Here is a 24,776-nt window from a genome sequence, read left to right on the forward strand (position 1 = left end):
GTGGAACCTGGATTTCGATAATGAGGATGGGTCTGTGATAGAGTCCAGTTTAGCAGTAATGATCAAAAAGCAGAAACAAGCGTAAAAAATCACGTGCCAAGGCTGACGACGTTGTTACGTAGCAGCCTTATTTGACGTTTACTGTGATGAGATTTAATGGTTGCCCACAAAAAATGATACAAGCTCCGATGAAATTAGCTTTGAATTGAGCTTTTTGGTATGGCCAAGTCCTTTTTTGCTCAGCAGCTTTGCTTTGGGGAGCACCTCTGCCAGTGCCTGAGCAGCGTGACGCAGCGCTGCGGGGCTTTCTGTACCTTCGAGCACCAGCGTAGGCATGTTAACAGTGCTCCACAAGTTTGCTGGCAGCGGCTTACCGTCCATATACCCATCCAATAATGCCGCATCGTAAGGGAGCGTGTGGGCAACGGCCATAAGCCTAGCCCAAACTCCCGGCATAATGCGCATTAAACCAATAACGAATGATGGAGCGCCCATGCCCTTGGTCATAAAATAGTTGATAGCTTCAGCCCGTTGATCAGCGGCGATAAGCTTCGTAACGTGATTGACGAAATCTTTCGGCGGCTTTCGATCCGCAGCATCGACCACAAATGGAGGCTCATGCAGCGCTAATTTCGTTATATTTAAGCCGCTCGCTGCTGCCTGCAGCGCAAGTGCCGCCCCTGATGACAACCCCCAAACATAAGCCGAGCCTCCGGCTTCATTCATGATGGCTTGAAGATCTTCAATCTCCCGTTCTATGGCATAGGGCTGTGTATCTCCGCTATCTCCGCGTCCGCGGCGGTCGTAGTTATAGACCGTGAAGCGCTCTGACAACAAATTAGCCAGCTGAACCTGTCCGGGAAATTTCCGGTAGCTAAACGCGCCTGCTACCAAAATAAGCGCTGGCCCTTGACCAGCTTTGTCGTAAGCAATCTTCGTGCCGTCTTTTGATTTTATTGTGTACATGTTATATCTCCTTTGCTAATGCCGCTGAGTATGAGCCTTTACTAAGACGACGAACGATTGACGGCAAAATCGACACAGCAGCAATTATTTTTTGAAAAATAATTCAGCAATGTTTTATTTCCGGGCAAAGCTAGGCTCTGGCTTTTGTTTATTTTCTTATCAATCCAAAGAAGGCCTGAAACAATGTGCAAGCCGAATATCAGCTTCTTTTCCCGATAAACATTACACAGTAGAAGAGATGATCGCACAAGGGGAGAAGGTCATATCAAGGATGATTGTGAAGGGTACGCATAAAGGCATATTTTTTGGAACAGCGCCTACGGGCAATTCCACCGAGCACGCGGGATCAAGCGTTTTTTTTACAAGATGTTCACCTATTTATTGTTTAGCCCAAGGTAAATTTTAGAAACTAATTGGATGATAAATACGTTTAAGGTTAGGGGCGGAGGTTTGAGCACTAAAGCTTAAAGGGGAGAAGAGAATGTTCAAGCTATTTGGCATTAGAAAAAAGAAGCAAGCTCTTTCGCTTGAGGAACAGATGCAACTTATGTTTTACTAGCTTAAATCTATATCAAATTTCCGGAAATATAGAGGTGCAGAAGATGAAGAGGATATTGCTGTCCTTGTTAGTTTTATTATTTCTTTGTTCGTGTCAAAAACAATTCAGCGCGGAAGTATGGAAAGATGAACCTGAGCAAAGAAATAGTATGGTAGATCATCTAATTAATAGAGGCGAGTTGAAAGATAAAACGGAGAGCGAAATTATAAGCTTATTAGGCGAACCGGAGCAAAAGATCGAAGAACCCAATCATGAATTTGTATATTACTTGGGGAGAGCGGGTCTGGGAGTTGACGACAGTCTGCTCAAATTGAAATTCGGCAAAGATGGTAAGCTAGAAAGCCATCTAATAACCCATGATTAGAGTGACACCAAATAAGCCATCTTTAGAACGCTAAAACGTTCCATTAGATAGCTTATTTTCATTGAATCATTCCATTCTTATTTGGACAGCACACGTCTCTCTTAGCTACAATGAAAATAAATCATAATAAATGGGGCTGTGGCGAAATGATCTATGATAAAATCACGAATGCAGGGCTGTATGCTTTTCCTAACGTTCGATTAATGAAGGCTGTTGCGGATATGAGCCATAATCTGCACGGTGAAGCGGCCGAAACAAATGATTTTAAAAAGAACAGCCTTTTATTTACGACGGTCCCCAAAGGGGAAAAACGATTCGAAGCGCATCGGAAGTTTATCGATATTCATGTCGTTCTAGAGGGAAGAGAGTACGTGGAGGTAAGCGATGTTGAGCGGCTTTCCGATTTGACGGAGTACGATCCGGAGCATGATATTCAATTCGGCGATGCATCAGCGGGGCATGCCTTCAAAGGTTACTTAGAGCCAGGCTACTTCCTCATTTGTTTTCCTGAGGACACACATTTGGTGGGAGCTCATGAGCAGGCTGAACAAACGGTGAGAAAAATCGTCTATAAAATCGAAGCTTAACAAGAAAGAGCCGCACCCAGTACTGGGACGCGGCTCTTGTTATTTGTTCAGTTCGACATCCACCAATATATCGGGATGAACAGGAGGGAGGTCACGATGCCAGCTACGCCCATCGCAAAGCCGCTCATGCTGCCTTGCATTTCGGAATCTCGAAGGAGCTTTGCCGTACCGATGCCATGTGAGGAGGTGCCGATGGCAACGCCAATCGCAATGCCATTTGTCAGCCGAAGCGAGGTTAACAGCTTCTTTCCGAACATGCTGCCAAAAAGTCCGGTAAGGACGGTTAATACGGCAGTTAGCTCAGGCAGTCCTCCCAGCTGGCGTGAAATTTCTAACGCAATAGGGGAGCTCACCGACTTTGGAAGCATGCTCAGCAAGATTTCACGGCTGCCGCCGAGCAGGGCAACAAGAGCGGCGGCGCTTGCGATGCTCGTAAGCGAGCCGACGGTTATCGCGATTAGAATGCTGATGAAATGTTTTTTGATCAGTCCAACGTTTTTGTATATCGGCACGCCGAGCGCCACTGTCGCGGGTCCGAGCAGGAGGGTAAGGACATCTCCGCCTGCTTTGTAGGTTTCATAGGGAATGTGAAAGCTAAGCAGAAGCAGAATAATGAACCCCGAGCATAGAAAAAGCGGGTGCAGCCAGCGCCACCGAAGATGGATGAGCTGTGCGGCGGCATAGGCGGCAACGCTAAGCGTAATGCCAAATAACGGCTGATTGATCCATGCTTGCAGATTCATTCCGCACCGCCTTGTGTTTCTTTTCTCAGCAGCTTAGCCGTAACGAACCCGGTTGCCAGAAGGGAGGCTACAGCGCTCCCGATAACGCCTATTCCAATCGACAGCCAATTGGATCCGATCAGCGGGAAAAAAACCATCGTCCCTACCAAAAATGGAATAAAAAACAGCATCATATGCCCAGTTAGCCAGCCTGCTGCCTGCTCCACCCACTCCAGCTTGATTAACTTCGTAAATAACGCGACGAGAAAAAGAATAAGACCGATGACATTGCCGGGCAACGGGATGTGAAGGCTCAGATGAAGCCAGCTTCCCAGCAAATTAAAGGCTAGTAATATAGCGAATCCTAACATAATGTCTCCTTTTTTTTGAAAATGCTTCAAGCGCAAGTAAAGTTAATTTGCCGGCAGCCGGATGCTAATGGTCGTTCCTTCCCCCAGCTGGCTGTCAATCTCAAGTCCGTATTGCTCCCCAAAATAAAACAGAATGCGATCATGCACGTTCTTGATTCCTATATGCGCCTCGTCGAGCGTGTCTGACGGCTGAGAGAGACGGTATCGGAGCTGCTTTAGCTGCTCCTCACTTATGCCGACGCCGTTATCTTTGATCATAATCAGCATCTCATTGCCGGAGCGAAGTGAGGATACTTCAAGCTGACCGGGGCCGCTGCGGCGTTCCAAGCCATGCACGATGGCGTTCTCGATCAAAGGCTGCAGCGAGAAATGCATCACCTGAACGGTTTCGCTATTTGGCGCTAACCGCTCGATATATTGAATTTTATCCCCGAAGCGCAGCTGTTGTATTTTGACATACAGACGGATGTGCTCCAGCTCCTCCTTAAGCGTTACCGTATCCTTGCCGGTTTGAATATGGATTCGAAACAGCCGCCCGACAGTACCGACCATCTCGCCAATATCGCGCTGCCCGTTTATGACCGCCTTCATCTGGATGGACTCCAGCACATTTGCAAGAAAATGCGGATTGATTTGGCTCTTTAGCGCGCCAAACTGTGCGACCTTTTGCTGAGCCTTCGCCATTGAAGATCGTTCAATATAGTTTTGCAGATCCTCGACCATTTTGCGGATGCCTTGATACAGAACGCCGAACTCATCCTGACGGTCACTGCTTAGATCAACATCAAATTTGCCCATGCCGACCATTTTGACCTGCCTGCTCAATAAAATAATCGGCTTTGTTACGCGCTCCGACAAGATGTACATGAACAAAATGGCAGTGCCAAGCGATAGAATGGCTAACGTTAAAATGATTTTTCCAAGTATAGCGGCTTGCTTTGTCATCTCCTTCTCCGCGATATACTGGATGACCTTCCAATTCGAATAACCAGAGGTTACAAAATTGATATAAGACTTGGTATCGGCTACATGGGCATAAAAGCTGCCGGAGTCTTCCTCCAAAAAGGTTCGGAGCGTATTATCCTCTAAAGAAACGGATGTGTTAATGTCTGCGTTTGCATCGGAATGGTAAGTGATGCCGCCTTTATCATCGATAATAATGAAATTGCGTTTGCTCGTCTCGGATAACTTCAAGATTTCCCGCAAAGAATCGAGGCGAATGTCGATGAGCATGACGCCTAACGGCTGCTTGCTGCCGACCTTGTTGATCACCCTCGCGATGGAGATCACCGGCTCCTTGGAGTTGGTTCGGTGAAAAGGAATATGGCTGCCAAAGAGGATGACGCCGCCTTTTTTCTGCTGAGTCTGAATATACCAATCCTCTTTGGTGAAGTCTTTAAAGTCGTAATCGGCACGGTTGAAATTTGCGGAATAAAAGACGCGGGAGCCCGCATAAATCTGCACGCTGTCGACATTTTTAATCGTCATTTCGATCGAGCTGATGAAATGCTCAATCGTATTGCCGTATTGAATGCTCTGGTCGTTGCCCGTATTGTCTTTGCTGTTCGTCCAATGCTCAAGCGCAATTTGAAGCCGGCTATCCATTTGGGCATTAAGCGTGCCTTTCTCGATGCTTTGCAAATACTGGTCAATATTAAAGGAGAGATTGTTGAGAATAAGATTGGAGCTGCTTTGATATTCGTTTTTGACGGCCTGATTTGAAAATATGTAAATGATTGCCGATATGACGAGCAGTGGAATGGTGATTGTTAAAACCATGAGCACAAAAATTTGATGATTGACATGCTTCATTCGGTATTGGTAGGTGGACCTGCCTAATTTTCTCACGGGGTCACCATCCTGATTGTTTTCTGTAATCGGTCGGTGTCATATTCGTAATGCTTCTAAACGTTTTGACAAAATGCTTATAGCTCTTATAGCCGCACATCGTACACACATCAGTGATCAAATAGTCCGGCTTCCTCAAGCATTCCTGCGCAAATTGAATGCGAATCTCGGTGACGAAGCGCATGTAGTTTTTGTCGAGCTTCCGCTTGAACAGCCGGCTCAAATATGAGGGATTGTAGAAGAAGCGGTCAGCAACCATTTGCAGCGTAATCTCTTGATCGATATTTTGCTTGATGAAGGACTCGATATGCTCAAAGATGATGACATCCTGTTGGTGGTGCTGCGTTAACCCTTCTGTATAAACGAGCCCCAAATGCACCATCCATCTGCCCAGCCACTCAAAAAGTGCTTCAAGCGTTGGGAAATCGTCCACGAATGTAAGGTTCAAAAGCTTTTCGCTATAGACGCCTTCAATATGAATGCCGTTTTTATGGGCAAATCGAATCGTAACGCTGATTAATTCTTGTAAATAAGCAAGCGCTTTTTCATAAGAAGCAGAGGAAGTTTTACTCAAAACCGCATGGGCCAGCCGCTGCATGAGCAGCTCGGTCTCTAGTTTATTGCCGCTTTCCAAGCAGGCAACGATCCGTTTACGGTCATTTTCATCCAGCTGGATAAGGGCTGCTTTGGTTGATAGGGAAGCGTCTCCCAAGCGGTCTGCAAGGAATACGCAGCGGCCTGCCTCATAAAAACGCTCATACAGCGCTTTATCCGTTTGATGCAGCAGCTTATTCATTTGGGATAAATCGGATGTAAGCTTGCCTAACGCCATGAACAGGGAGGTCTGGTGCTTATTGCCAGCGCTAATTAGCATAGGCTCCAATTGATCCTGTATGCTCCCGGCTATAGAGACTTCGATTTCGCTAGCGTTATTAGCTGGCAACGCAATCATGCCATAGAGCTTCGTTTTATAGGCATAGGTGAGAATATGGCGCGGAATAGGGCAGGGAAAAAGAGTTTGTGCCGCATCCGATAGGAACGCCTCGGCTTGCTGCCTGCCCCAGCTGCTAGGCTGCGTATGCGCTTCCAGCAACGGCAGCCATGTTAATGCAAATGGCTGGTATACATACGAGTCGCACTTCCATTCGCATAACTCGCCGATCATAGATTCATCAACCTCGGCATGCTCATCCTCAAGCAGAAGCTTCACGAGCTCGCTCCCTCTGAGCTTCGAGCTTTGCTTCATCTCCGTCTCCAAAATAGACAGGCTTTGCTGCTCATGCCGCTTCTGCTTAAGTATTTCCATGCCATCTTTTATGGTTGCCAGACTCTCCTCATACTCTAGTGGCTTGAGCAGAAAAGCATGGACTCCGCCCGCGCGGATCGCGCGCTGCGCATATTCAAAATCATTAAAACCTGTCAAAATAATAAATAGCGTACCGGGCAGCGTCACGCGGATCTGCTCGATCATTTGAAGGCCGTCCATCTCAGGCATCCGAATATCAGTGATGACGAGATCAGGCTTCTCTCGGAGAGCAAGCGCAAGACCGTCCTTTCCGTTCTCTGCTTCAATAATGGAATGAACCTCAAGCTCTTCCCAGGAAAAATAATGTTTTAATCCCAACCGTATAATGGGTTCATCCTCTACAATCATTAGTTTAAACATGATATTCCCTCCTGAAGGATATGCCTATAGTGGATTTCTTCGATAGATGTAATGAATTATAACATGCTAATAGAATGATAGAAGGAACATGTCAGAATACGACCATGAATGTCAATCGTAAGGGATTCTTCTAAATTTACAAATGTTTTATGATTAGCGCAAGGGATAAGACGTTCTCATTTTATTCCAAAACATAATGGGGGGTATTCGAATGACGGTTATGAAAAAAGGACTTATGACGATTGTAGGTGTCGCTTTACTAGGCATGCAGCTTGCAGCCTGCGGAAACTCGAACACGAATACGAATGCGACAAATGCGCCTAGCAATACAGCCAGTGATACGCCTGCTGCTACCGAAGCAGCCGCCAAGCCCGTTGAAATTACGTGGTGGAACTTCCCAACTTTCCAAGCGCTGGACGGAGAGGTCGGCAAATATGAGAAAGAAATTATTGCCGCATTCAATGAGAAAAACCCGGAAATTAAAGTTAATTTAGAAATGATCACCTTTGAAGGCGGCCCTGAGAAGCTGAATGTCGCGATCGCATCCAATACAGCGCCTGATGTCATCTATGATGCACCTGGACGCATTATCGATTGGGGCAAAAAGGACTTGCTTGCTCCGCTGAATGATATGGTAACCGATGAAGTGAAAAATGATATTTCGCCAGCCTTCTGGAAGCAGTCGAGCGTAGGCGATCAAATTTATATGTATCCGATTAATACCGCGCCGTTCATGATGGCTGTCAATAAAACGATTTTCGAGAAAATCGGTGCGCTGGATCTGCTTCCGCTGAACAAAGAGGACAGAACTTGGACGTTTGACGAGTACAAGAAAGCGCTGCAAGCGGTTAAAGAGAAAGCGCCGGAGGTTATTCCAACCGGGTTTTTCGCCAAAAGCCAAGCTGGAGATCAAGGAACACGCGCATATATCGCTAACCTAGGCATATCCAGATTTTTGAATGAAGATAATTCCGCAGTAGCCATTAATACAGACAATGCCGCAAAGGCGCTGGATTGGATCGTTCAAGCGACCAATGATAAATTAAGCGTCGCTGGCGCAGCCTCGCTTGCTGCGGCAGATGTGAACGATTTGTTCCTGCAAGGCAAGCTTGCCTTCACGCTGAACTATTCCGCTGTTCTTAAAGCGCAAAACGTATCCAAAAAAATGGTCGAGTTTGAAGATGTGTTGCTTCCGTTCCCTACAATGGACGGTTCCGAGCCTAAGCTTGAGCCTTACCTTGGCGGCATGGCCGTGTTCAACAACGGCAATGAGGATAAAATTGCAGCTTCCAAAAAATTGATCGATTTCATCGCGAATGATGCGGTATACGGCAAGAAAAACTTGATTCAAACCGGCGGGCTATCCGTTCGTAATTCCGTAACTGGCCTGTATAACGACCCAGAGTACACTTACGCGGAATATGCACGTAAATTCACGACGGATGCACCAACAATCGCAGACGGTTATGCCGATATCCGTACGTTCTGGTTCCCTGAATTGCAGCGGGCATTGATCGGCGGCGCTACGGGCAAAGAAGCTTTGGACAGCTTTGCCAAGAGTGCGAACGAAGCGATTGCCAAAGCAAAAGCAGCTGCAAAATAAAAAACATGGCGTCCATGAGAGAGTAGAGTGCGCGAGTGCTCTGCTCTTTTTAAAACATCGAAGAATGGGGAGAGGGAAATGGAGGCAACCGTCCGCAAAACGAAAGGTTATGTGCTGCGCGATTGGCTGATGAGCTATATCTTTTTACTGCCGGCGTTTGGATTTTTTCTGCTCTTTGTCGCTTATCCAATGGTCAAAGGGATTTATATCAGCTTTTTTGATTACTCGTTGAGAGACTTTAATTTTATTTGGTTCGACAACTATATTTCGCTGGTTCATAACGAGACATTTTTGAAATCGATGAGAAATACGCTTCTGCTTGTTGTCATTACCGTACCGATCGTTATCGTGTTCTCTATATTTGTAGCGGTCAATATTTATAAGAAAAAAGAGTTTGCGAGATCCTTCTTTCGAGGCGTGTTCTACTTGCCGGCCGTATCCTCTGTCGTCAGCATTACGGTCGTATGGGGCTGGATCTACCATCCGAACTACGGCATTCTCAATTACCTGACAAGCTTGTTCGGCGCTGAGCCTATTTCTTGGCTTGGGGACACGAGGACTGCGCTGCTCGCGATTATCGCCGTTTTAATTACGACATCCGTTGGTCAGCCGATCATTCTGTATGTCGCATCGCTTGGCAACATTCCAACCTCCTACATTGAAGCGGCGGAGCTTGACCGCGCGACGCCTTGGCAAATTTTCCGGAAAATTGTTTGGCCGATGCTGATGCCTACCAATTTGTATATTATCGTGATCACGACGATTAATACGTTCCAGTGTTTTGCTTTGATTCAGCTGCTTACCTCGGGAGGTCCCGTTTACAGTACATCAACCGTCATGTATGGCGTATATGAGCAAGCATTCGTACTCGGGCATTTCGGCAACGCCTCCGCGATGGGTGTTTTACTCGCAATCGTCATTGGCATCATTTCCATTATTCAATTCAAATACTTTGGCAGCGATGTTGAGTACTAAGGGGGGGACATCATGAGTGCATACCATTCATTAGAAATGAAAACAACGATGATGCAGCCAAACAAAAAAAGCGCATGGAAAAAAGATTTTACCGTATCGAAAGTGCTGGCTGGCATCCTTTTAATATTGGCTACTCTATTTTTTATCTTTCCTTTCTATTGGGTCGTTTCCGGCTCCTTTAAGCTTCAGACCGTAGCGACCACCATTCCGCCAGAATGGTTCCCGCTCAAGCCAACGATGCAGAACTGGACGGAACTGTTCAAAAATCCGGTGGAGCGCTGGATGTTCAACAGCTTCATAATTGCCTTGCTGGAGATGATTGCGATCTGTGTCGTTTCATCGCTTGCCGGATATGTGCTTGCCAAAAAATCATTCCCCGGCCGCGTCGTTATATTTACGATGTTCGTGGCGGCAATGGCGCTGCCTAAACAGGTTATTTTGGTGCCGCTCTTTACGATGCTGGCCGATTTCGGCTGGGTGAACACGTATAAGGGACTTATTTTACCGGCGATCGGCTGGCCATTCGGCGTGTTTCTCATGAAGCAATTTGCCCAAACGATACCGGGCGAGCTGATCGAGGCAGCAAAGATCGACGGGTGCTCGGAGCTGCGCTTGTTTACAACGATCATATTGCCTTTGCTAAAACCAGCATTAGGCGCACTTGCTATCTTTACGTTCATTACGTCATGGAATGATTATTTCAGCCAGCTCATTATGACAAGGTCCACCTCAATGATGACGCTTCCGCTAGGCGTAGCAACGCTTAGAGGCGAATTCACGACAAACTACGGGCTTTTGATGGCAGGCGCGGCACTGGCCTCTATCCCCATGATCGCTATCTTCCTTTTATTCCAGAAGGCGTTTACGCAAGGCATTACGATGGGAGCCGTTAAGGGGTAAGGGCTTCGGGGATTGCTATATCAAAATTATCTAATAACGGAGGCTATTATACGATGAAACCATATGATTTGGATCGATTCAAAGGCATTACAATCGCGATGTATTCCAGCTACAACGAGCATGGCGAAATCAATAAAGAAGCGGCGCGGAAGCTGGCACGGCACTACGCTTCAACTGGTGTAAGCGGCCTTTATGTGGGAGGCAGCTCAGGCGAGGGGATGCTGCAATCCACGGAGGAGCGCAAGCAAATGCTGGAGGCGGTCATTGCGGAGGTAGGCCAAGAGCTTACGATTATTGCCCATGTCGGAGCGCCGTCAACGCGGGACAGCGTAGAGCTGGCGAAGCATGCGGAGCAAGCTGGCGCTCATGCCGTGTCGGCCGTGCCGGCAATCTATTACCGGTTATCTCCGCAAAGCGTCGAAGCGCATTGGCAGGCAATCGTGGACAGCACATCGCTGCCGTTTATTATTTATCATATTCCACAAACGACGGGCTTTCAGCTATCGAAGGGACTGCTCGTCAAGATGGCGGCACAAGGCAAAGTGATTGGCGTAAAGATCTCCGCTGAGAGCACGTTTGAGCTTCAGCAATTCAAGGCTGCCGGCGGCAAGGACTTCCTCGTATTAAATGGACCAGACGAGCAATATCTGGCTGGCCGGAGCATCGGCGCGGATGGGGGAATCGGCGGTACGTATGGCGTCATGCCGGAGCTGTTCTTAAAGATAGAGCAATGTTACGTACAAGGCAAAATGGCGGAAGCACAGAAGTGGCAGTTCATCGTTAATGAGCTTATTGTAGAGCTGCTGTCCTTCCCGTCCTTATATGGGGCATGCAAGGCGATATTGAAGCTGCGCGGCTTCGATACAGGCGAGCCTAGAATGCCGTTATTGCCTGTTGCAGCTTCCGATATGGACCGAATTGAACTGTTGAACGAAAGAATCTTGAATGATATATCGCAAGCAAAGAGCTTAGCGTAAACATTGATTGACTCGGAAAGGGAATAAGCCAATATGACTCGAATGAATGATATTTTTCCGAAGCAAGGGCTGATCGTTTCCTGTCAGGCGCTCGAACAGGAGCCGCTTCATGGCGGCGATGCGATGGCAAAAATGGCACGTGCTGCCGTAAGCGCAGGCGCCATCGGCATTCGAACGAACGGCGTACCGGATATTGTTGCGATTAAACGGGAAGTGGATGTACCGGTCATCGGACTCATTAAGCGGGATATGCCGGGCTCGGCGATCTTCATCACACCGACGCTGGAAGAAGTGAAGGCTATCGTAGCCGCCAAAGCGGATATCGTTGCGCTCGACGTGACGAACCGCGAAGGACGGTTGGAAACCGTAAAGGCATTGATCGAGTATGCCCATGAACATGGCGCAGCGGTGATGGCTGACATCTCTACGCTTGAGGAAGGGCTTGCAGCCGAGGAGCTTGGCGCGGACTTCATCGGCACGACCCTTTCGGGATATACGCCGTACAGTACGCAGCAGGAAACGCCGGATTTTGAATTGCTGGGGCAATTATGCAAAGCGGTAAACGTTCCGGTCGTTGCGGAAGGACGGATTTGGACGCCGGAGGATGCGGCGAAAGCGCTAAATACCGGAGCATCTTATGTCGTTGTAGGCAGTGCGATTACAAGGCCGCAGCTGATTACGGCGCGTTATGTCAGCGCGCTTCGTACGCGATAGGATGAAGGAGGGAAGCTTGTGGATTTGCAATGGTCTGATCCCCTAGCAGAGTATGCCATTGGCGTGGATATTGGGGGCACAAAAATAAATGCCGGCGTCGTAAGCGCGAAAGGGGATGTCCTGCACACTTTAAGCCTCAGCACCTTGGCTGGGCAAGCCAAAACAGCAGACCGTGTGCTGCAGGCTGTTCGGGAATTGCTGGCAGAGGTGAAAGCAGAGCAGCCAGCCATCCAGCTTAAAGGCATCGGCATTGGCAGCGCCGGGCAAATCGATTGGGCGCAGGGCAGCGTGCGTTCTGCCTCCGACCTTATTCCTCATTATGCAGGAACAGAACTGAAACGTATGGTGCAGCAGCAATTTCTTCTGCCAACCATTGTAGATAATGACGTGAATGTGCTTGCGCTGACGGAGAAATACCTTGGAGCGGCGCGGGGCGTCGACCATTTTCTTTGTCTTGCTCTAGGAACGGGAGTGGGCGGAGCGATCGTCGTTGACGGCCGCCTAGTTCATGGTTCATGGGGCGGAGCCGGCGAGCTTGGACATCTGTCAGTCGATTTTAATGGCAGGCCTTGCTTATGCGGGGGTAAGGGCTGCTTGGAGCAATATGCGTCTGGTACGAACATTGCCCGCCGGATGCAGGAAAAGCTCCAGATGAACGGCCGCCTCAGTGAAAATGTAGACGCACGCGAAGTGTTCGCAAGGTGGGAGGCGGGCGATCCGCTTGCCGCTGAGGTAATGGAGGAGACGGTGGCTGCGCTAGGCTCTGCCATCGCTTCCCTCATCCATATGTTTAATCCGGAAGTCATCGTAATCGGCGGCGGCGTTGCTGAAGCGGGCGAGCGTTTGTTCGCAGGAATTAGGGATGAAGTAAGCCGCCGGTCGATGCCGTCGATGATGGAGGGCGTACGGATTACTGCTGCCTATCGCGGCAATTTATGCGGCATGATCGGTGCGGCTTTGCAGGTGTGGGAATATGGGGAATCCTAATAGAAGCTTAAAAAGCGGGTAGTCAATCCATTGGCTATCCGTTTTTATTTTATTATAAATTATTCATTTTGAATAACTTTAACATAAATTAGTCATTATTTCTGATATAATATTCGAAAAGCGAACTTTTGTGGAGTGGGAGGATTTATATGAGGTTTAATACTGTACTGTACAAGCTCAAAGGACTCTACAAATTCGGGAAAACAGCTCCAAAGCTGCGCGGCAAAGTGTTTGTTAATCGAACAGGTGCGATCGAGGTCGGTAGAAACCTTTCCATCGTTGGGCATCCATGGGCTGTTCAAATTACGAGCACCAAGGGCGCAAACCTAACGATTGGGGATCATGTCTATATTAATGCAGGCGTTGGAATTGCAGCCAATAAGGAAATTACGATAGGCGATCATGTGAAAATAGGTCCAAGAACGAGCATTTTCGATAGCAATTACCATCGCATGGATAGCGCCGATAAAGGCGAGCTTAGCAAAAAGATAACGATTGGCAACAATGTCTGGATTGGAGCCGACTGCACCATTCTTCCTGGCGTCACGATCGGCGATAATTCGGTTATCGCAGCTAAAAGCACCGTTAACAAAAACGTACCCAGCAACGTGCTTGCAGGGGGAAGCCCCGCTAAGGTGATCCGCGAGCTGGAGATTGAAGAGGGCTGGGTTCGGGATTAACGGTTTCATGCATAAAGGCGAGTCTTCCTCCCGGACTAAGGGAAGCAGGCTCGCCTTTTTTTTTACATTATTGTGAATCCGCACTCTTATCATTTACGAGCGTTACTTCCTTTTGGAAAATCAGTTTATCCTCCCCGCCAAAAAAATGCATGAGATACGCGCCAATGACCGCAGTGCCGCTGTCCGCTTTGTTCGGAATCGTCACGGTTCCATTCGGATTTACGGTAACCTCGTCTGCGCCCGATATTTTTTTCCACGTAATAAAAGGGAGAGACGGAAGCTCGAATCCGATTACCTTAAGCGTATAATGATGCTTTTTGCCATTGGAAGTAATCTTCACCGTTTCCGCTGCTTCCATACGGATATAAGCAGTGATGAGGGCGTATAATGCCGGCTCGTCCGTCTTCAGCGTATTTTGGACATTCAGAATGGTAGACCAAACATTCGCGGGCTTGATGCCAAGGTTAGACAATGCCCCGCTTAACGCGTAAGTATCCTTCTGATTCAATACTTCCACTAGCGCCTCTTTAAACACCTTGTTCATGGCATCCTTATTGATCAGCAAAGCGGACAATGCCTGCGGTTTTTTCTCAGCGAGTATCGCTCTTATTGTGCCCTCTATCCCATTGATTTCGTTGCCGTCTCCGAAAATAAACAAGAGCAAGTCCTCGAACGCAACATTCGAATTTCCTCCGGCAGCTGCAAGCGTGCTGAGAAGCTCTTGGTACTCCGCATTTGCGGCAATGGCTTCGAGTTCCGAAAGCTGCGGATCGTAATGGAAAGAACCAAATGCCCTCAGCATATTGAACAAGCTGCTCCTAAGCTTCGCTTCGTCGGAAGATGCGGGCAGCTTCAATTTTACCTTGTTCCAAATAGGGTTGATAAGCTCCAGATGGCTCGCATCGTTTAGGCTGGCTATTTCCTCTTGCAGATTGCGCAGAGCCTGAATGTCATCCGCGTCACCTGCAGCTATCGCCTCATGCAGCTTCTGAATCCGATCAAGCAGCGCCTGCGGAATAGAGCTTCCTGTGTCCGCTGCCGTCAAAGTCACCTCATTCTGGAAAATGATTTTCGCCGATCCGTCGATAGGATTCAATGCTTTTGCCACAATAACAGCAGCGCCCTCCCTGTTAGTTTTGGAGAGGACAACAGTTCCCCCGGCAGATACCGATATGGCGTCGCTACCGGAAGCTTTGGACCAGACAAGAAGCTCATTCGGCATATCTTTGCCAAGCGTAGATAACGTATAGTCGTGCTGGCGGCCATCCGTGCTCATTGTTACTTTTTCGACCGTATGCGTACGCAGATAAGCGAGCAGCATGGCGCTGGCAGCTGTTTGGCTATGTTCAAGCTTGCTCTGAAATTGCGCTACGACTGCCATAATATCATCAGAAGTAACACCAAGCTTACTGAGTGCTTGACTAAATCTGTAATAGTTCTCATCCGTTTGGCTCATGACGGTGCTTATCGCCGAACGCAGCAGCAAATCGCGTTTATCTTGGTCATACAGAAGCGAGAGCAGCTCCTGCGGGCTTTTACCAGCAAGCAGCTCCAGTTGTGTACGCTGAACACCTTTCCTCGCTGCACCGTCACCATATAGGAAAATCATCAAATCCTCGGCATAGAGGTTGGTTTGAATAGTAGTCAGGTAGTCAAACAGCGCTTGATCGTATTCCGCATTCGTAAGGAACGCTTGCAAATCATTTGCATCGGCATAATAGGCTAATTGACCTGCTTCCTTTACCAGTTGAAATAGAGACCGTTTGTTTTTTTGCTTGTCGACGGCTGCGGTCAAATAACGCTCAATCTTATTCCATATCGGGTCAATCAAGCTGTGGTCCGCAGTAGCATCCAGCGCTTGGCGTTCATCATAATAAGCTTGAACCTCTTGTGCGTCTGCCGGAGCAGCCGTACGCAGTGACTCGTGCAGCGTGTTGGCCGACTCGAAAAAAGGTTCCTTCGGAAAATCGGAAATCGGATATGCAAGTCGGATCTCCTTCTCTAAAATAACCTTCTCCGGTCCCCCAAAAGGATGCAGCAGCTTAACTTGAACGATGGCCGTCGCACTTCTAACGTTGTTCATGAGGGAGGCAGAGCCAATGTATGTCGAGTTGAAGGCGTTTACTAGGATGTCTGGACTTCCCGAAATTTTCGCCATTTGAATGGGAAGCAGATCGTCATATGGGGCAACGTACGCGCCAAATAATTGCAAAATGTACCGATAGGCCAAATATTGCTCCGGCACATGCGAAGTAGAGGCCTGTATCGCCGCTTCCGAGCGCATATAGGCGATGGCGATAGCAGCAAAGGAAGCATCATCCTTTTGAAGCTTCGTTTCAAAATTTTTCAGCATATCCGTTACGTCCTGCGCCTTCACGCCAAGATTGCGCAGCACTCTGCTAACCTGATACTTGTCTGCAAGTCCGAGCACCTTTGACAGCTCTTGATAGAGAAAAGCTTTTGATTTCCCCATGTCGTTGATCAGCTCTGCCAGCTCGTATGGCGACTTGTTCCGCAGCGTTTCGCGAAGCGTGCCCTCAAGCCCCGGGCGGATGGCGCTGTCCCCAAATAAGAAAAGGAGGAAATCCTCCATCGTAAGGCTAGGCAGCCCGGCGGCAGAAGAAATGATCTGAAGCGAAGAGCGGAATTCGGGATCGCTGCGAATTTGGTCCAAATCGTTCTCTTGCGGATCTAATAAATAGAGGCGAACCGCGTTCACGAATCGGAAAAGATTCGTTCGCAGCTTCGTTTGGTCAACGTAGGCTGGAAGCTTGAGCTTGATCTTGTTCCATACGGGATCGATTAGCGCTTGATCAGCCGCCTCATTCAGTTCAGCTATTTCCGCGCGCAGCTCCTTCACAGCTTGTACATCGGCAGGATCGCCTGCGGACAGCGAATTATGGATGCTGTAAAGCTTCTGCAAATTCGCTTTGGGCGCTGCCTCGGCTGCACTTGCCGTACCAGCGAATCCATGCTTCACATTCATAGTGGTTTGGCCGCTTAACGACAGCCCGCTGCATAATGTTGCCGTGACTGCAAAAGCGAGTGCGGCAGCGACGATTTTTTGAGCAAATGCCACCTAATTTCACCTCTCTAAATAGGATGCAATCATCGAAAATTTGAAATCATTTCCTTAATTGCTGCTAGCATACCCTTTTATAAAAAAGGGAATAAGAGGCGAACATCCTACAAACGGGGATGGAAATAGACTCATTTCCTTCCTAGGATTCCCTATGCTAAAGAGGGGAATGAAAATGCTTTTGGCAAAAAATAGGTCGTAATGCACATAAGGACGGTAAAAAAACGGGATTGCGGCAGGATGAACGAGTAAAGGCGCCTGCAAACGCCGCAAACGCCTATTTTCGAAACGGTTTATTCGGTTGTTTGCAGCGCTTTAGATAATTTCCATTCCTCATGCTTCAGCAGTACTTTTCTCCACAGCTCATCACGCTCCGGCTTCGTATAGTTAACAAGCTTCTCTCCGAACTGGTCAGCTAAAACGTCAAGCCATTGCGATTTATTCGTAATCTCGATCTTCACAGTCTCATTCTCTTCACGCTTTGTCCAAATGCAGCCGCGTATTTCGTTACCGCCGGTCTCGTGCCGCTGTTTGAGAATAAACAAATTAAGCCACGGGGAATCCGCTGAGCGGCTGTAATGCTCGTGGTTTGGCTTAAATGGCTCTAAATCCTTGATGATCGCCGGGGCATAATCGACGCCAACAACGGAACCTACAGGATCATGCTCTAATCGCCAACCCTTAGGAGCCACGCCGGATTCCACTACTTTATATATAAAGGGGCCTTGTTGATAAACGCCGGCTAGCAGGGGGAGTGGCTCATAAGGCATGTCGCCAAGTCCAACGTCAACAATCCAAATTTCTTCGATTTGACTTTCGTTAGTCAACGTAACGGTGAGCCCTAAGTGAAAGCCATTGACCCGGGGCTCAGTGCCTACGGGCTGAACGCCAGCTCGGTGGAAGTTAACCTTGTAGCCTAACGAGCGGAGAAGGATGCTGAACGCCCCATTTAAGTGAAAGCAATAACCGCTCCGTCCAGCTAACATAAGCTCAATTATTTGTTTATCATCAATAGAAGCAGGTCTTCCCGCAAAAATATCGATCGTCTGCCACGAAATATGCTTTACATGAGCTTTATGCAGTTCAAACAAATAGGACTGGGTAGGAGCCTGAATATCTGCGATTCCGATTCTGTTTAAATATCTTTTTATTTCCTCGCTGGTCAGCCCATTCATTTGCATACACCTCTTATTTTTAAAAAATCGACTGCTTTAATAATGACCTTGTGCAACCGTAATTACATCGTAAACGAGTAACGGACTAGGAACAACAAAAAAAAGGGCTATCTGTACCGGTACAAAATGCGGGTTAAAAGGCAGCAGTAATGATGGGCAAGCATCCTTACATATATTGATGTGAAGAACATTGCGAGAGGAGACATCATCGTGAATGATCAGGTTCGTTTTTATAAGCCTTTTGTCAGTCCGCTCGATCCTTGTCCACCGATATTGGTGAAGAGCTACAGCACGCCGCCACAATTGTTTATTTCGTTCCAGCCCCCCAATCTGCCCCAATTCACTCCATTCGAGGCCTTAAAATACGGGACCCTTTGGCCCTCGTTATTCAGTCCTTACAGCTCGAAACACGACAGAGAGGAAGAGGGTGACTAAGCGTGTCCATCGTACTCAACGAGGAATATTACAAACTGCTGCATGAATTGCAGGCCGTTGATTTTGTTTTGGTGGAGTTGAATTTATATTTGGATACGCATCCGACAGATGTGAATGCGATCCAGCAATACAATCAGTACGCGCTGCTAAGGCAGCAAATCGCTCATCGCTATGAAACCAATTATGGTCCGTTAAAGCCGTTTGGCCAAAGCTTATCCGGTACGCCTTGGTCCTGGAATGAAGCGCCATGGCCGTGGCAGGTTTAAGGTACGTGCTTGGCTAAAATCCATTTTAGAGGAGGTAACCGTGCATGTGGGTGTATGAGAAAAAATTGCAATATCCCGTACGCGTCAGCAAATGCGATCCTTTGATGGCCAAGTTCCTCATGGAGCAGTATGGCGGTGCCGACGGGGAGCTCGCAGCGGCGCTGCGATATTTGAACCAGCGCTACACGATACCGGATAAAGTGATCGGACTGCTTACAGACATAGGAACGGAAGAATTTGCGCATCTCGAGATGATCGCAACCATGATCTACAAGCTGACCAAGGATGCGACGCCGGAGCAATTAAAGGCGGCCGGACTCGGTGCTCACTATGTCGCGCACGACAGCGCCTTGTTCTATGAGAACGCAGGCGGCGTCCCATGGACGGCTGCCTACATCCAAGCCAAAGGCGATCCGATTGCCGATCTGTATGAGGATATTGCGGCGGAAGAGAAGGCGCGGGCTACTTATCAATGGCTGATTGATTTGACCGATGACGTCGATCTGCAGGACAGCTTGAAATTCCTTCGGGAGAGGGAGATCGTGCATTCGCTGCGTTTCCGGGAAGCGGTGGAGATATTGAAGGAAAAGCGGGATGAGAAGATCTTTTATTAGAGGGAAACCTCTCTGCAGCGGAAGTGGCTGTGGGGAGGTTTTTATTTTATTGATTTGCTCCATCAAAAAACTCATAATCATGCCGCTCCGAGAAATAGGTACATTGGTTGGTAAAATGAAATGGGATCATTATTTTATGGCGATATCGAGCACACTCTAGAAGGAATCGCTTGACATGGAGTAAGCTCCATACGTTAAGATGCGGATGCAATGGAAAACGAAACTGCTTACCTGGAATCAGAGAGGAGGAGAAGGATGGAGCCCACATATTCAATCGCAGAGATTTCCCAAAAGTCAGGCCTCACTTACGATACGATACGGTATTATGCAAAGATCGGACTCCTGCCGCCAGCAAGGCGTAAGGCAAAAGGGCAGAGGGAATATGGCACAATCCATCTCGAACGATTAATTTTCATTTCACATCTCAAACGAACCGGCATGCCGCTAAAGGAAATTGAACATTATATGACATTGGCATCCGCTCAAAATTACGAGAACTGTTATAACTTACTTTATGAACATAAACTCAACATCGAGTCGCAGATGGTGGCAATGAGGGCTACTTTGGATGTGGTGAATTATAAGCTGGACCATTTCAATGACCTAATGATGCAAATCAAGATTAGGAGGAGTTTGAACATGAATACAGATAACAACTATCAAGCTACGCCACAAAAACCGATTCACTCGGGCTTTGGTCCGCAAACAACCGCACAGGAAGTACTTGTAGGCCGTGATTTGAGTGGAAAAATGGCTATCGTGACAGGTGGGTATTCTGGCGTCGGACTCGAAACAACACGTGCTTTGGCTGAAGCAGGTGCGACAGTCATTGTACCCGCACGAACACCAGATAAAGCTCGCACTTCGGTTGCAGGCATCCCTCGAGTTGAGCTGGAGGAGCTGGATCTGATCGATCCTGCTTCAATCGACGCATTCGCGAAGCGGTTTCTGGACTCTGGGCGACCGCTGGATATCTTGATCAATAATGCCGGAATTATGGCTCCTCCGCTAGTACGTGATGCACGCGGCTACGAATCCCAATTTGCAACCAATCATTTGGGACACTTTCAGTTGACGTTACGGCTCTGGCCTGCATTGAAACAGGCGGGAGAGGCGCGAGTGGTCTCTGTTTCTTCAACTGGCGTTCGCTTCGGTGGCGTTGATTTTGAGGATCCAAACTTCGAACGGCGAGAATACGACAAATGGAAAGCTTACGGCCAGTCCAAGTCAGCTAATGCGCTTTTTGCGCTCGCGCTGGACAAGCGCGGTCAAGCGCACGGTGTCCGCGCCTTTTCTCTTCATCCTGGCAGAATCATGACTGATTTAGTGCGTTTTATGTCAGAAGAGGAAAAGGTTGCAGCAACCGGGGAGTTAAAAACCACACGGCAGGGTGCTGCAACTAGCGTGTGGTGTGCGACCAGTCCTCAGCTTGAGGGCAAAGGCGGCGTTTACTGTTTAGATGCCGATATTGCCGAAGTCATTACGGCAGAAGCCCCTCAAGGGCTGAGCCAAAAGCTAACGGGTGTATTTCCGTGGGCGATCGATCCGGATTTTGCGGAAAGGCTTTGGCAAATCAGTGAGGAGTTGACTGGCGTGAAATTAACAGTTTGAGCATAGGCTAGATTTGCAAGAACATAGAAAGATCAACAAAAAGCATTTGATCCTTAATTTGCAGGATCAGATGCTTTTTTGTTTTTCAACATATAAGAATGGGAAGTGTATGAAGACTTATTTTGGGGAAAATCACAAATTAATCATGTGACATTTTGGAATATTACCGTGCTAGCTTTAAGGTTAAAGAGTGCTTCTATAAAGCTGAGACAAAGTACCCGTTCAATCGTATAATTGTTTGAAGAGAAATAATGATCTGAATATATTCACTAAAATAGTAATAACTAAGGAGCGTACATCATGGATTCGATATTATTTATTGCAACTTGGGCCATTATTGGGATTTTTATTGGCGGAGTAATAGTACTTGTAAAAGCAAAATTTAAGAAATAAAAATAGGTTTGAGTCAAGGGTAACTAGCTGAGAAGCTAGTGATTTAATAGTTCAAATTATGAAACGGATAAAATTTATCAAAAGAAGAGAAGGATTTTGTAACAGCCTGTATTCGTGCACGACGTACTACAGGTGCGGAGTCGTAGATTATGTGCGGTTTCGGAAAGGTTGAAGATCCTTAAGGAAAAGCGGGATAAGAAGATATTTTATGAGATGGAAGCCTCCCTACAGCGAAGCGATGCTGTGGGGAGGTTTTTATGTACTAATTGAGCGCATGACAGCTCAACGATTCTACGTCAAAGGAAATAAAGGATATCGGATGGATTTAGCGAATTGAATCCAATTTTCATGCGCCCAAGTGTGATAAGATTTAGGAAGGATTATGGATAAAAAACGAGAGAATGCAGGTGAGAGTTTGAACTTTGTTTACATTAAACGATTTTTAATATTGTTAGCAAGTCTCTTCATCTGGTTTATCATTCACACTACTTTTGTGATAATAGATGGGTTGAAAGATGAATTAAAACCTGTTGACGTAGCTGTAGTATTAGGAAATAAAGTAGAAGCTAATGGACAGCCTTCTGAACGGTTAAAAGCAAGATTAGATAAGTCCGTAGAGCTTTATGGTGGGAGCTATTATACTTTTATCATTGTAAGTGGCGGTATTGGTAAGGAAGGCTTCGATGAGGCAAAGGTTATGAAATCTTACTTAATAGATAAAGGGATACCGGAAAATAAAATTATAGAGGATAATAATGGGTACAACTCATATATGACCGCCCAAAATACCAGCAAGATTATGGATGAATTAGAATTAGACTCCGTTATGGTTATTACTCAATATTTTCATATATCCAGGACAAAACTAGCGTTTAGAAAAATGGATATTAAAGAAGTGTATGCAGCGCATGCCAAAATCTTTGAGTCTAGAGACATTTACTCAGTAATACGAGAATTCCCAGCATATTATAAATATCTCTTGAAATAATGAAATAAAAAAATGATAACCTTACCTGCGTTCAAGTAGGAACGAATCAGTTTTAAGACTCGTTTGTCCGAAACGTTCCGTGCCACTCTAGCTGTCAGGTGACAAGAACATTAGCTATTAAGCTATTAAGTGCCACGTAAATCGCGACGCTTTTATTTTATGGGGTAAGGTTGTTGTCAAAGCGGGATGAAAAGATCTTTATTTTGGCCTTGTAGCATCAAAGCTACGTTGACTGCAGGAAAGATGATACAAAATAGATCGATCACGATGATTTGTAGGCATCACCTAATTTAAGCATGAATCCACTCATAAATGGAATGACTAGATACTAAGGATATAGGGTTCCTACTATAAGGAAGCAGGCATTTTCATTAAATTATCGGAAAACGAAAGTTCTATATACTCGATGAGACGGCAGCCGATATAGTGGCTGCCGTTTTCTCAACTAATGGGCAGCCAATATAATGCATGCCTCTTCCCATAGCTTCTCAAAACAAACTAATTAGATTATTATTAAATTAGATAAGTATCAAAAGGGGTTGATTTTAATTGATATCCGTTCTTCCTGAGAGATGGCAATCCAGAAATCTTGTGTTCCGAAGATTATTAGAAAACGAAATAACCGAGATGCAGAACCTTTATTCAGGTAGTCAGTATATTAGCGAGTGGGACGGCAGTGAGCTCAATGCCAGTCAAATCGAACAATGGTATTATACCGGAGATTTGCCTCCAGGAGGTGTTAAAGAGAATTATTGTTTGTTTGCTGTAAGACTCATGGATAGTAACGAATTAATAGGGATATTAAGCGTTTACCATGGGTATCCAAAAAATAATTCAGCCTATATCGCATTTCTGTATATTTGCAAAGATAAACAGGGACAAGGATTTGGAAAAGAATCAGAAATTCAATTGAGTGACGAATTAAAAAAACTAGGATATAAGGAAATAAGGGCGAATGTTGCAGTTAAAAACTGGCCAGCAATTAGGTTTTGGATAAACGCAGGGTTTAACGGAGTAAGTGGCATTTACGGAGACAAGGTACATGCAGCAAACACATTTGCAAACTTGGAGTTATTCAAGATACTTTAACTCGTTAAGCTAACGGGTAAATAACAATCATGATTAGCAGGGGCTGCGATGCCTGATCTTTTTATTGAACTAATTGGCAGTAATCCGCATGCAGTCTCCCTGGTTATGGTATTCTCGAGATGAGAACTAATTCCGTGAAGAGGAAGCCTCGGTGTGGAAATCCTATGAAGAAATATGGAACCATCCATCTGGTTTTAGAGTTAATTACAGGCTTTAAACTCAGGAAGAAGGTGGTAGAAAGCATCCCGTATTTCAAGGCTAACGCTCTTATTTTTTTATGATGGAAATAACTTGAATACAGGAAAATACAGCGCAATACATCCTGAGTTTGAGGATGAATATGGAAATGTCGTTTTAAAAAGCGATAAACCTGTACCAACGGAAGGGAAAGCTAGGATGTGGATTATTTTCCCTGAAATGAGGAAAGAAGTACAGAGAATCGGATTAATGTTGGAATTTTCTATTTTTTGTGGAAGGTCCAAGGAAAGTTGCGATCGCAGAAATTATTGAAATTTTAGGGCTTCATTTAAATGCAAAATTATTACGTTAACAAGGAACAGTAGGTTCAAGTAATCGATGAGACGAATAGGGGGAAACCGTAATGAAGACGATCAAGCGCATGATGGACCACCTGTACTGGGCGGACGGACGTATCTTGGACGCGCTCGAGGAGAGTGAGACGAAGAATAAGGACCTTCTGAAGCTGGTTCGGCACGTGGCGGTCGCGGAACGAGTCTGGTTGTCCCGATTACAGGGCAAGGGCAGCGCGCAATATTCCTTGTGGGAGGAAGCAGAAGACCTCACGGCGATCCGGACGATGTTTGAAGAGAACGCCGAGCAATATCGCGTCTATATCGAAGGGCTCGAAGAATCAGAGTTGGACGAGATGGTCGACTATGAGAACCAGAGCGGGGTTCCGTTCCGAACGTCCGTCCGGGACATCCTGTCGCAGGTCCTCTTACATGGGCAATATCACCGGGGACAGATCAACCGGGCACTTCGGATCGAATCTGCAGAGCCCGTCCAAGTCGATTACATCACGTTCGCGAGGCTCTAACGGGGCCTAATCATCACCATCACTCGGAATGGAATGGGATTGGCATTGACCTAACGGTAACGATAGCATTCCTGTAGAGCGTTAATTATCAGCTTTGCAAAAAAACAAGCGCCTCGGTACGATGGGATTACGAAACGGGTCATAGCCCTT

General features: G+C 46.8%; 24 protein-coding genes and 1 pseudogene. 17 read left to right on the top strand and 8 right to left on the bottom strand.

Going from position 1 to position 24,776, the window contains the following annotated elements; genetic code table 11:
- Nucleotides 1–153: 153 nt before the first annotated feature.
- Nucleotides 154–966 (bottom strand): alpha/beta fold hydrolase, encoded by an 813-nt coding sequence (locus tag ADU23_RS18865; RefSeq protein WP_053375146.1) that lies wholly within the window; start codon nt 964–966, stop codon nt 154–156.
- A 109-nt stretch (nt 967–1,075) separates the two neighbouring features.
- Between ADU23_RS18865 and ADU23_RS32210 the strand changes: the two genes are divergently transcribed.
- The 3 genes from ADU23_RS32210 (at nt 1,076) to ADU23_RS18875 (ending at nt 2,476) form a co-directional block, all read left to right on the top strand.
- Nucleotides 1,076–1,372, top strand: a complete 297-nt coding sequence (locus tag ADU23_RS32210) for an ester cyclase (protein WP_082311308.1) — start codon at nt 1,076–1,078, stop codon at nt 1,370–1,372.
- A 196-nt stretch (nt 1,373–1,568) separates the two neighbouring features.
- Nucleotides 1,569–1,889, top strand: a complete 321-nt coding sequence (locus ADU23_RS18870) for a hypothetical protein (RefSeq protein ID WP_053375147.1) — start codon at nt 1,569–1,571, stop codon at nt 1,887–1,889.
- A 146-nt stretch (nt 1,890–2,035) separates the two neighbouring features.
- Nucleotides 2,036–2,476 (top strand): YhcH/YjgK/YiaL family protein, encoded by a 441-nt coding sequence (locus tag ADU23_RS18875; RefSeq protein ID WP_053375148.1) that lies wholly within the window; start codon nt 2,036–2,038, stop codon nt 2,474–2,476.
- Between the two features lie 47 nt (nt 2,477–2,523).
- On the opposite strand, the gene ADU23_RS18880 is transcribed toward ADU23_RS18875, so the two are convergent.
- The 4 genes from ADU23_RS18880 to ADU23_RS18895 are packed head-to-tail and all read right to left on the bottom strand — an operon-like array spanning nt 2,524 to nt 7,083.
- Nucleotides 2,524–3,219, bottom strand: coding sequence for an LrgB family protein (locus ADU23_RS18880; RefSeq protein ID WP_053375149.1), 696 nt, complete (start codon nt 3,217–3,219; stop codon nt 2,524–2,526).
- Nucleotides 3,216–3,569, bottom strand: coding sequence for a CidA/LrgA family protein (locus ADU23_RS18885; RefSeq protein ID WP_053375150.1), 354 nt, complete (start codon nt 3,567–3,569; stop codon nt 3,216–3,218). Before ADU23_RS18885 ends, ADU23_RS18880 begins: the two co-directional genes overlap by 4 nt.
- 42 nt (nt 3,570–3,611) lie before the next feature.
- Nucleotides 3,612–5,417: a cache domain-containing sensor histidine kinase gene (locus ADU23_RS18890; protein ID WP_053375151.1), complete on the bottom strand. Its 1,806-nt coding sequence runs from the start codon at nt 5,415–5,417 to the stop codon at nt 3,612–3,614.
- A 4-nt stretch (nt 5,418–5,421) separates the two neighbouring features.
- Nucleotides 5,422–7,083, bottom strand: a complete 1,662-nt coding sequence (locus tag ADU23_RS18895) for a response regulator transcription factor (RefSeq protein WP_053375152.1) — start codon at nt 7,081–7,083, stop codon at nt 5,422–5,424.
- Between the two features lie 211 nt (nt 7,084–7,294).
- On the opposite strand from ADU23_RS18895, the gene ADU23_RS18900 reads away from it, so the two are divergent.
- The 7 genes from ADU23_RS18900 to ADU23_RS18930 all read left to right on the top strand — a co-directional run bounded on the left by ADU23_RS18900 (nt 7,295) and on the right by ADU23_RS18930 (nt 13,919).
- Nucleotides 7,295–8,686, top strand: a complete 1,392-nt coding sequence (locus tag ADU23_RS18900; protein ID WP_053375153.1) for an ABC transporter substrate-binding protein — start codon at nt 7,295–7,297, stop codon at nt 8,684–8,686.
- A gap of 78 nt (nt 8,687–8,764) precedes the next feature.
- Complete coding sequence (locus ADU23_RS18905) at nt 8,765–9,661, top strand: carbohydrate ABC transporter permease (protein ID WP_053375154.1); 897 nt, start codon at nt 8,765–8,767, stop codon at nt 9,659–9,661.
- A 12-nt stretch (nt 9,662–9,673) separates the two neighbouring features.
- Nucleotides 9,674–10,561 carry a carbohydrate ABC transporter permease gene (locus ADU23_RS18910; protein WP_231637486.1) on the top strand — a complete coding sequence of 296 codons (888 nt, stop codon included), beginning with the start codon at nt 9,674–9,676 and terminating at the stop codon, nt 10,559–10,561.
- A gap of 53 nt (nt 10,562–10,614) precedes the next feature.
- Nucleotides 10,615–11,538, top strand: a complete 924-nt coding sequence (locus tag ADU23_RS18915; protein ID WP_053375155.1) for a dihydrodipicolinate synthase family protein — start codon at nt 10,615–10,617, stop codon at nt 11,536–11,538.
- A 42-nt stretch (nt 11,539–11,580) separates the two neighbouring features.
- Nucleotides 11,581–12,252 carry an N-acetylmannosamine-6-phosphate 2-epimerase gene (locus ADU23_RS18920; RefSeq protein ID WP_053377716.1) on the top strand — a complete coding sequence of 224 codons (672 nt, stop codon included), beginning with the start codon at nt 11,581–11,583 and terminating at the stop codon, nt 12,250–12,252.
- A gap of 18 nt (nt 12,253–12,270) precedes the next feature.
- Nucleotides 12,271–13,239, top strand: coding sequence for an ROK family protein (locus ADU23_RS18925; RefSeq protein ID WP_082311146.1), 969 nt, complete (start codon nt 12,271–12,273; stop codon nt 13,237–13,239).
- 149 nt (nt 13,240–13,388) lie between these two features.
- Complete coding sequence (locus tag ADU23_RS18930) at nt 13,389–13,919, top strand: acyltransferase (RefSeq protein WP_053375156.1); 531 nt, start codon at nt 13,389–13,391, stop codon at nt 13,917–13,919.
- Nucleotides 13,920–13,986: 67 nt separating this feature from the next.
- On the opposite strand, the gene ADU23_RS18935 is transcribed toward ADU23_RS18930, so the two are convergent.
- Both ADU23_RS18935 and ADU23_RS18940 read right to left on the bottom strand, forming a co-directional pair.
- The gene (locus ADU23_RS18935) at nt 13,987–16,998 is read right to left on the bottom strand and encodes a hypothetical protein (RefSeq protein ID WP_053375157.1); all 3,012 of its coding nucleotides are present in this window, start codon (nt 16,996–16,998) and stop codon (nt 13,987–13,989) included.
- A gap of 293 nt (nt 16,999–17,291) precedes the next feature.
- Nucleotides 17,292–18,173, bottom strand: coding sequence for an arylamine N-acetyltransferase family protein (locus ADU23_RS18940; RefSeq protein WP_053375158.1), 882 nt, complete (start codon nt 18,171–18,173; stop codon nt 17,292–17,294).
- A 210-nt stretch (nt 18,174–18,383) separates the two neighbouring features.
- Between ADU23_RS18940 and ADU23_RS18945 the strand changes: the two genes are divergently transcribed.
- The 5 genes from ADU23_RS18945 (at nt 18,384) to ADU23_RS18965 (ending at nt 22,480) form a co-directional block, all read left to right on the top strand.
- Complete coding sequence (locus tag ADU23_RS18945) at nt 18,384–18,608, top strand: spore coat associated protein CotJA (RefSeq protein ID WP_053375159.1); 225 nt, start codon at nt 18,384–18,386, stop codon at nt 18,606–18,608.
- A gap of 2 nt (nt 18,609–18,610) precedes the next feature.
- Nucleotides 18,611–18,874 (top strand): spore coat protein CotJB, encoded by a 264-nt coding sequence (locus ADU23_RS18950; RefSeq protein ID WP_082198331.1) that lies wholly within the window; start codon nt 18,611–18,613, stop codon nt 18,872–18,874.
- A gap of 44 nt (nt 18,875–18,918) precedes the next feature.
- Nucleotides 18,919–19,488, top strand: coding sequence for a manganese catalase family protein (locus ADU23_RS18955; RefSeq protein ID WP_053375160.1), 570 nt, complete (start codon nt 18,919–18,921; stop codon nt 19,486–19,488).
- 255 nt (nt 19,489–19,743) lie between these two features.
- Complete coding sequence (locus ADU23_RS18960) at nt 19,744–21,099, top strand: oxidoreductase (RefSeq protein WP_197286088.1); 1,356 nt, start codon at nt 19,744–19,746, stop codon at nt 21,097–21,099.
- A gap of 775 nt (nt 21,100–21,874) precedes the next feature.
- Nucleotides 21,875–22,480, top strand: a complete 606-nt coding sequence (locus tag ADU23_RS18965) for a YdcF family protein (RefSeq protein WP_053375161.1) — start codon at nt 21,875–21,877, stop codon at nt 22,478–22,480.
- A gap of 23 nt (nt 22,481–22,503) precedes the next feature.
- Here ADU23_RS18965 and ADU23_RS34255 read toward each other — a convergent pair.
- Nucleotides 22,504–22,578: pseudogene (locus ADU23_RS34255) on the bottom strand (reverse transcriptase domain-containing protein); the annotation flags it as partial.
- A gap of 451 nt (nt 22,579–23,029) precedes the next feature.
- On the opposite strand from ADU23_RS34255, the gene ADU23_RS18970 reads away from it, so the two are divergent.
- Both ADU23_RS18970 and ADU23_RS18975 read left to right on the top strand, forming a co-directional pair.
- Nucleotides 23,030–23,569 carry a GNAT family N-acetyltransferase gene (locus ADU23_RS18970; RefSeq protein ID WP_053375162.1) on the top strand — a complete coding sequence of 180 codons (540 nt, stop codon included), beginning with the start codon at nt 23,030–23,032 and terminating at the stop codon, nt 23,567–23,569.
- A 601-nt stretch (nt 23,570–24,170) separates the two neighbouring features.
- Complete coding sequence (locus ADU23_RS18975; protein WP_053375163.1) at nt 24,171–24,626, top strand: DinB family protein; 456 nt, start codon at nt 24,171–24,173, stop codon at nt 24,624–24,626.
- Nucleotides 24,627–24,776: the final 150 nt, after the last annotated feature.

Origin of the sequence: Paenibacillus sp. FJAT-27812 (genome assembly GCF_001273905.1) — a bacterium.
GTDB lineage: Bacteria > Bacillota > Bacilli > Paenibacillales > Paenibacillaceae > Pristimantibacillus.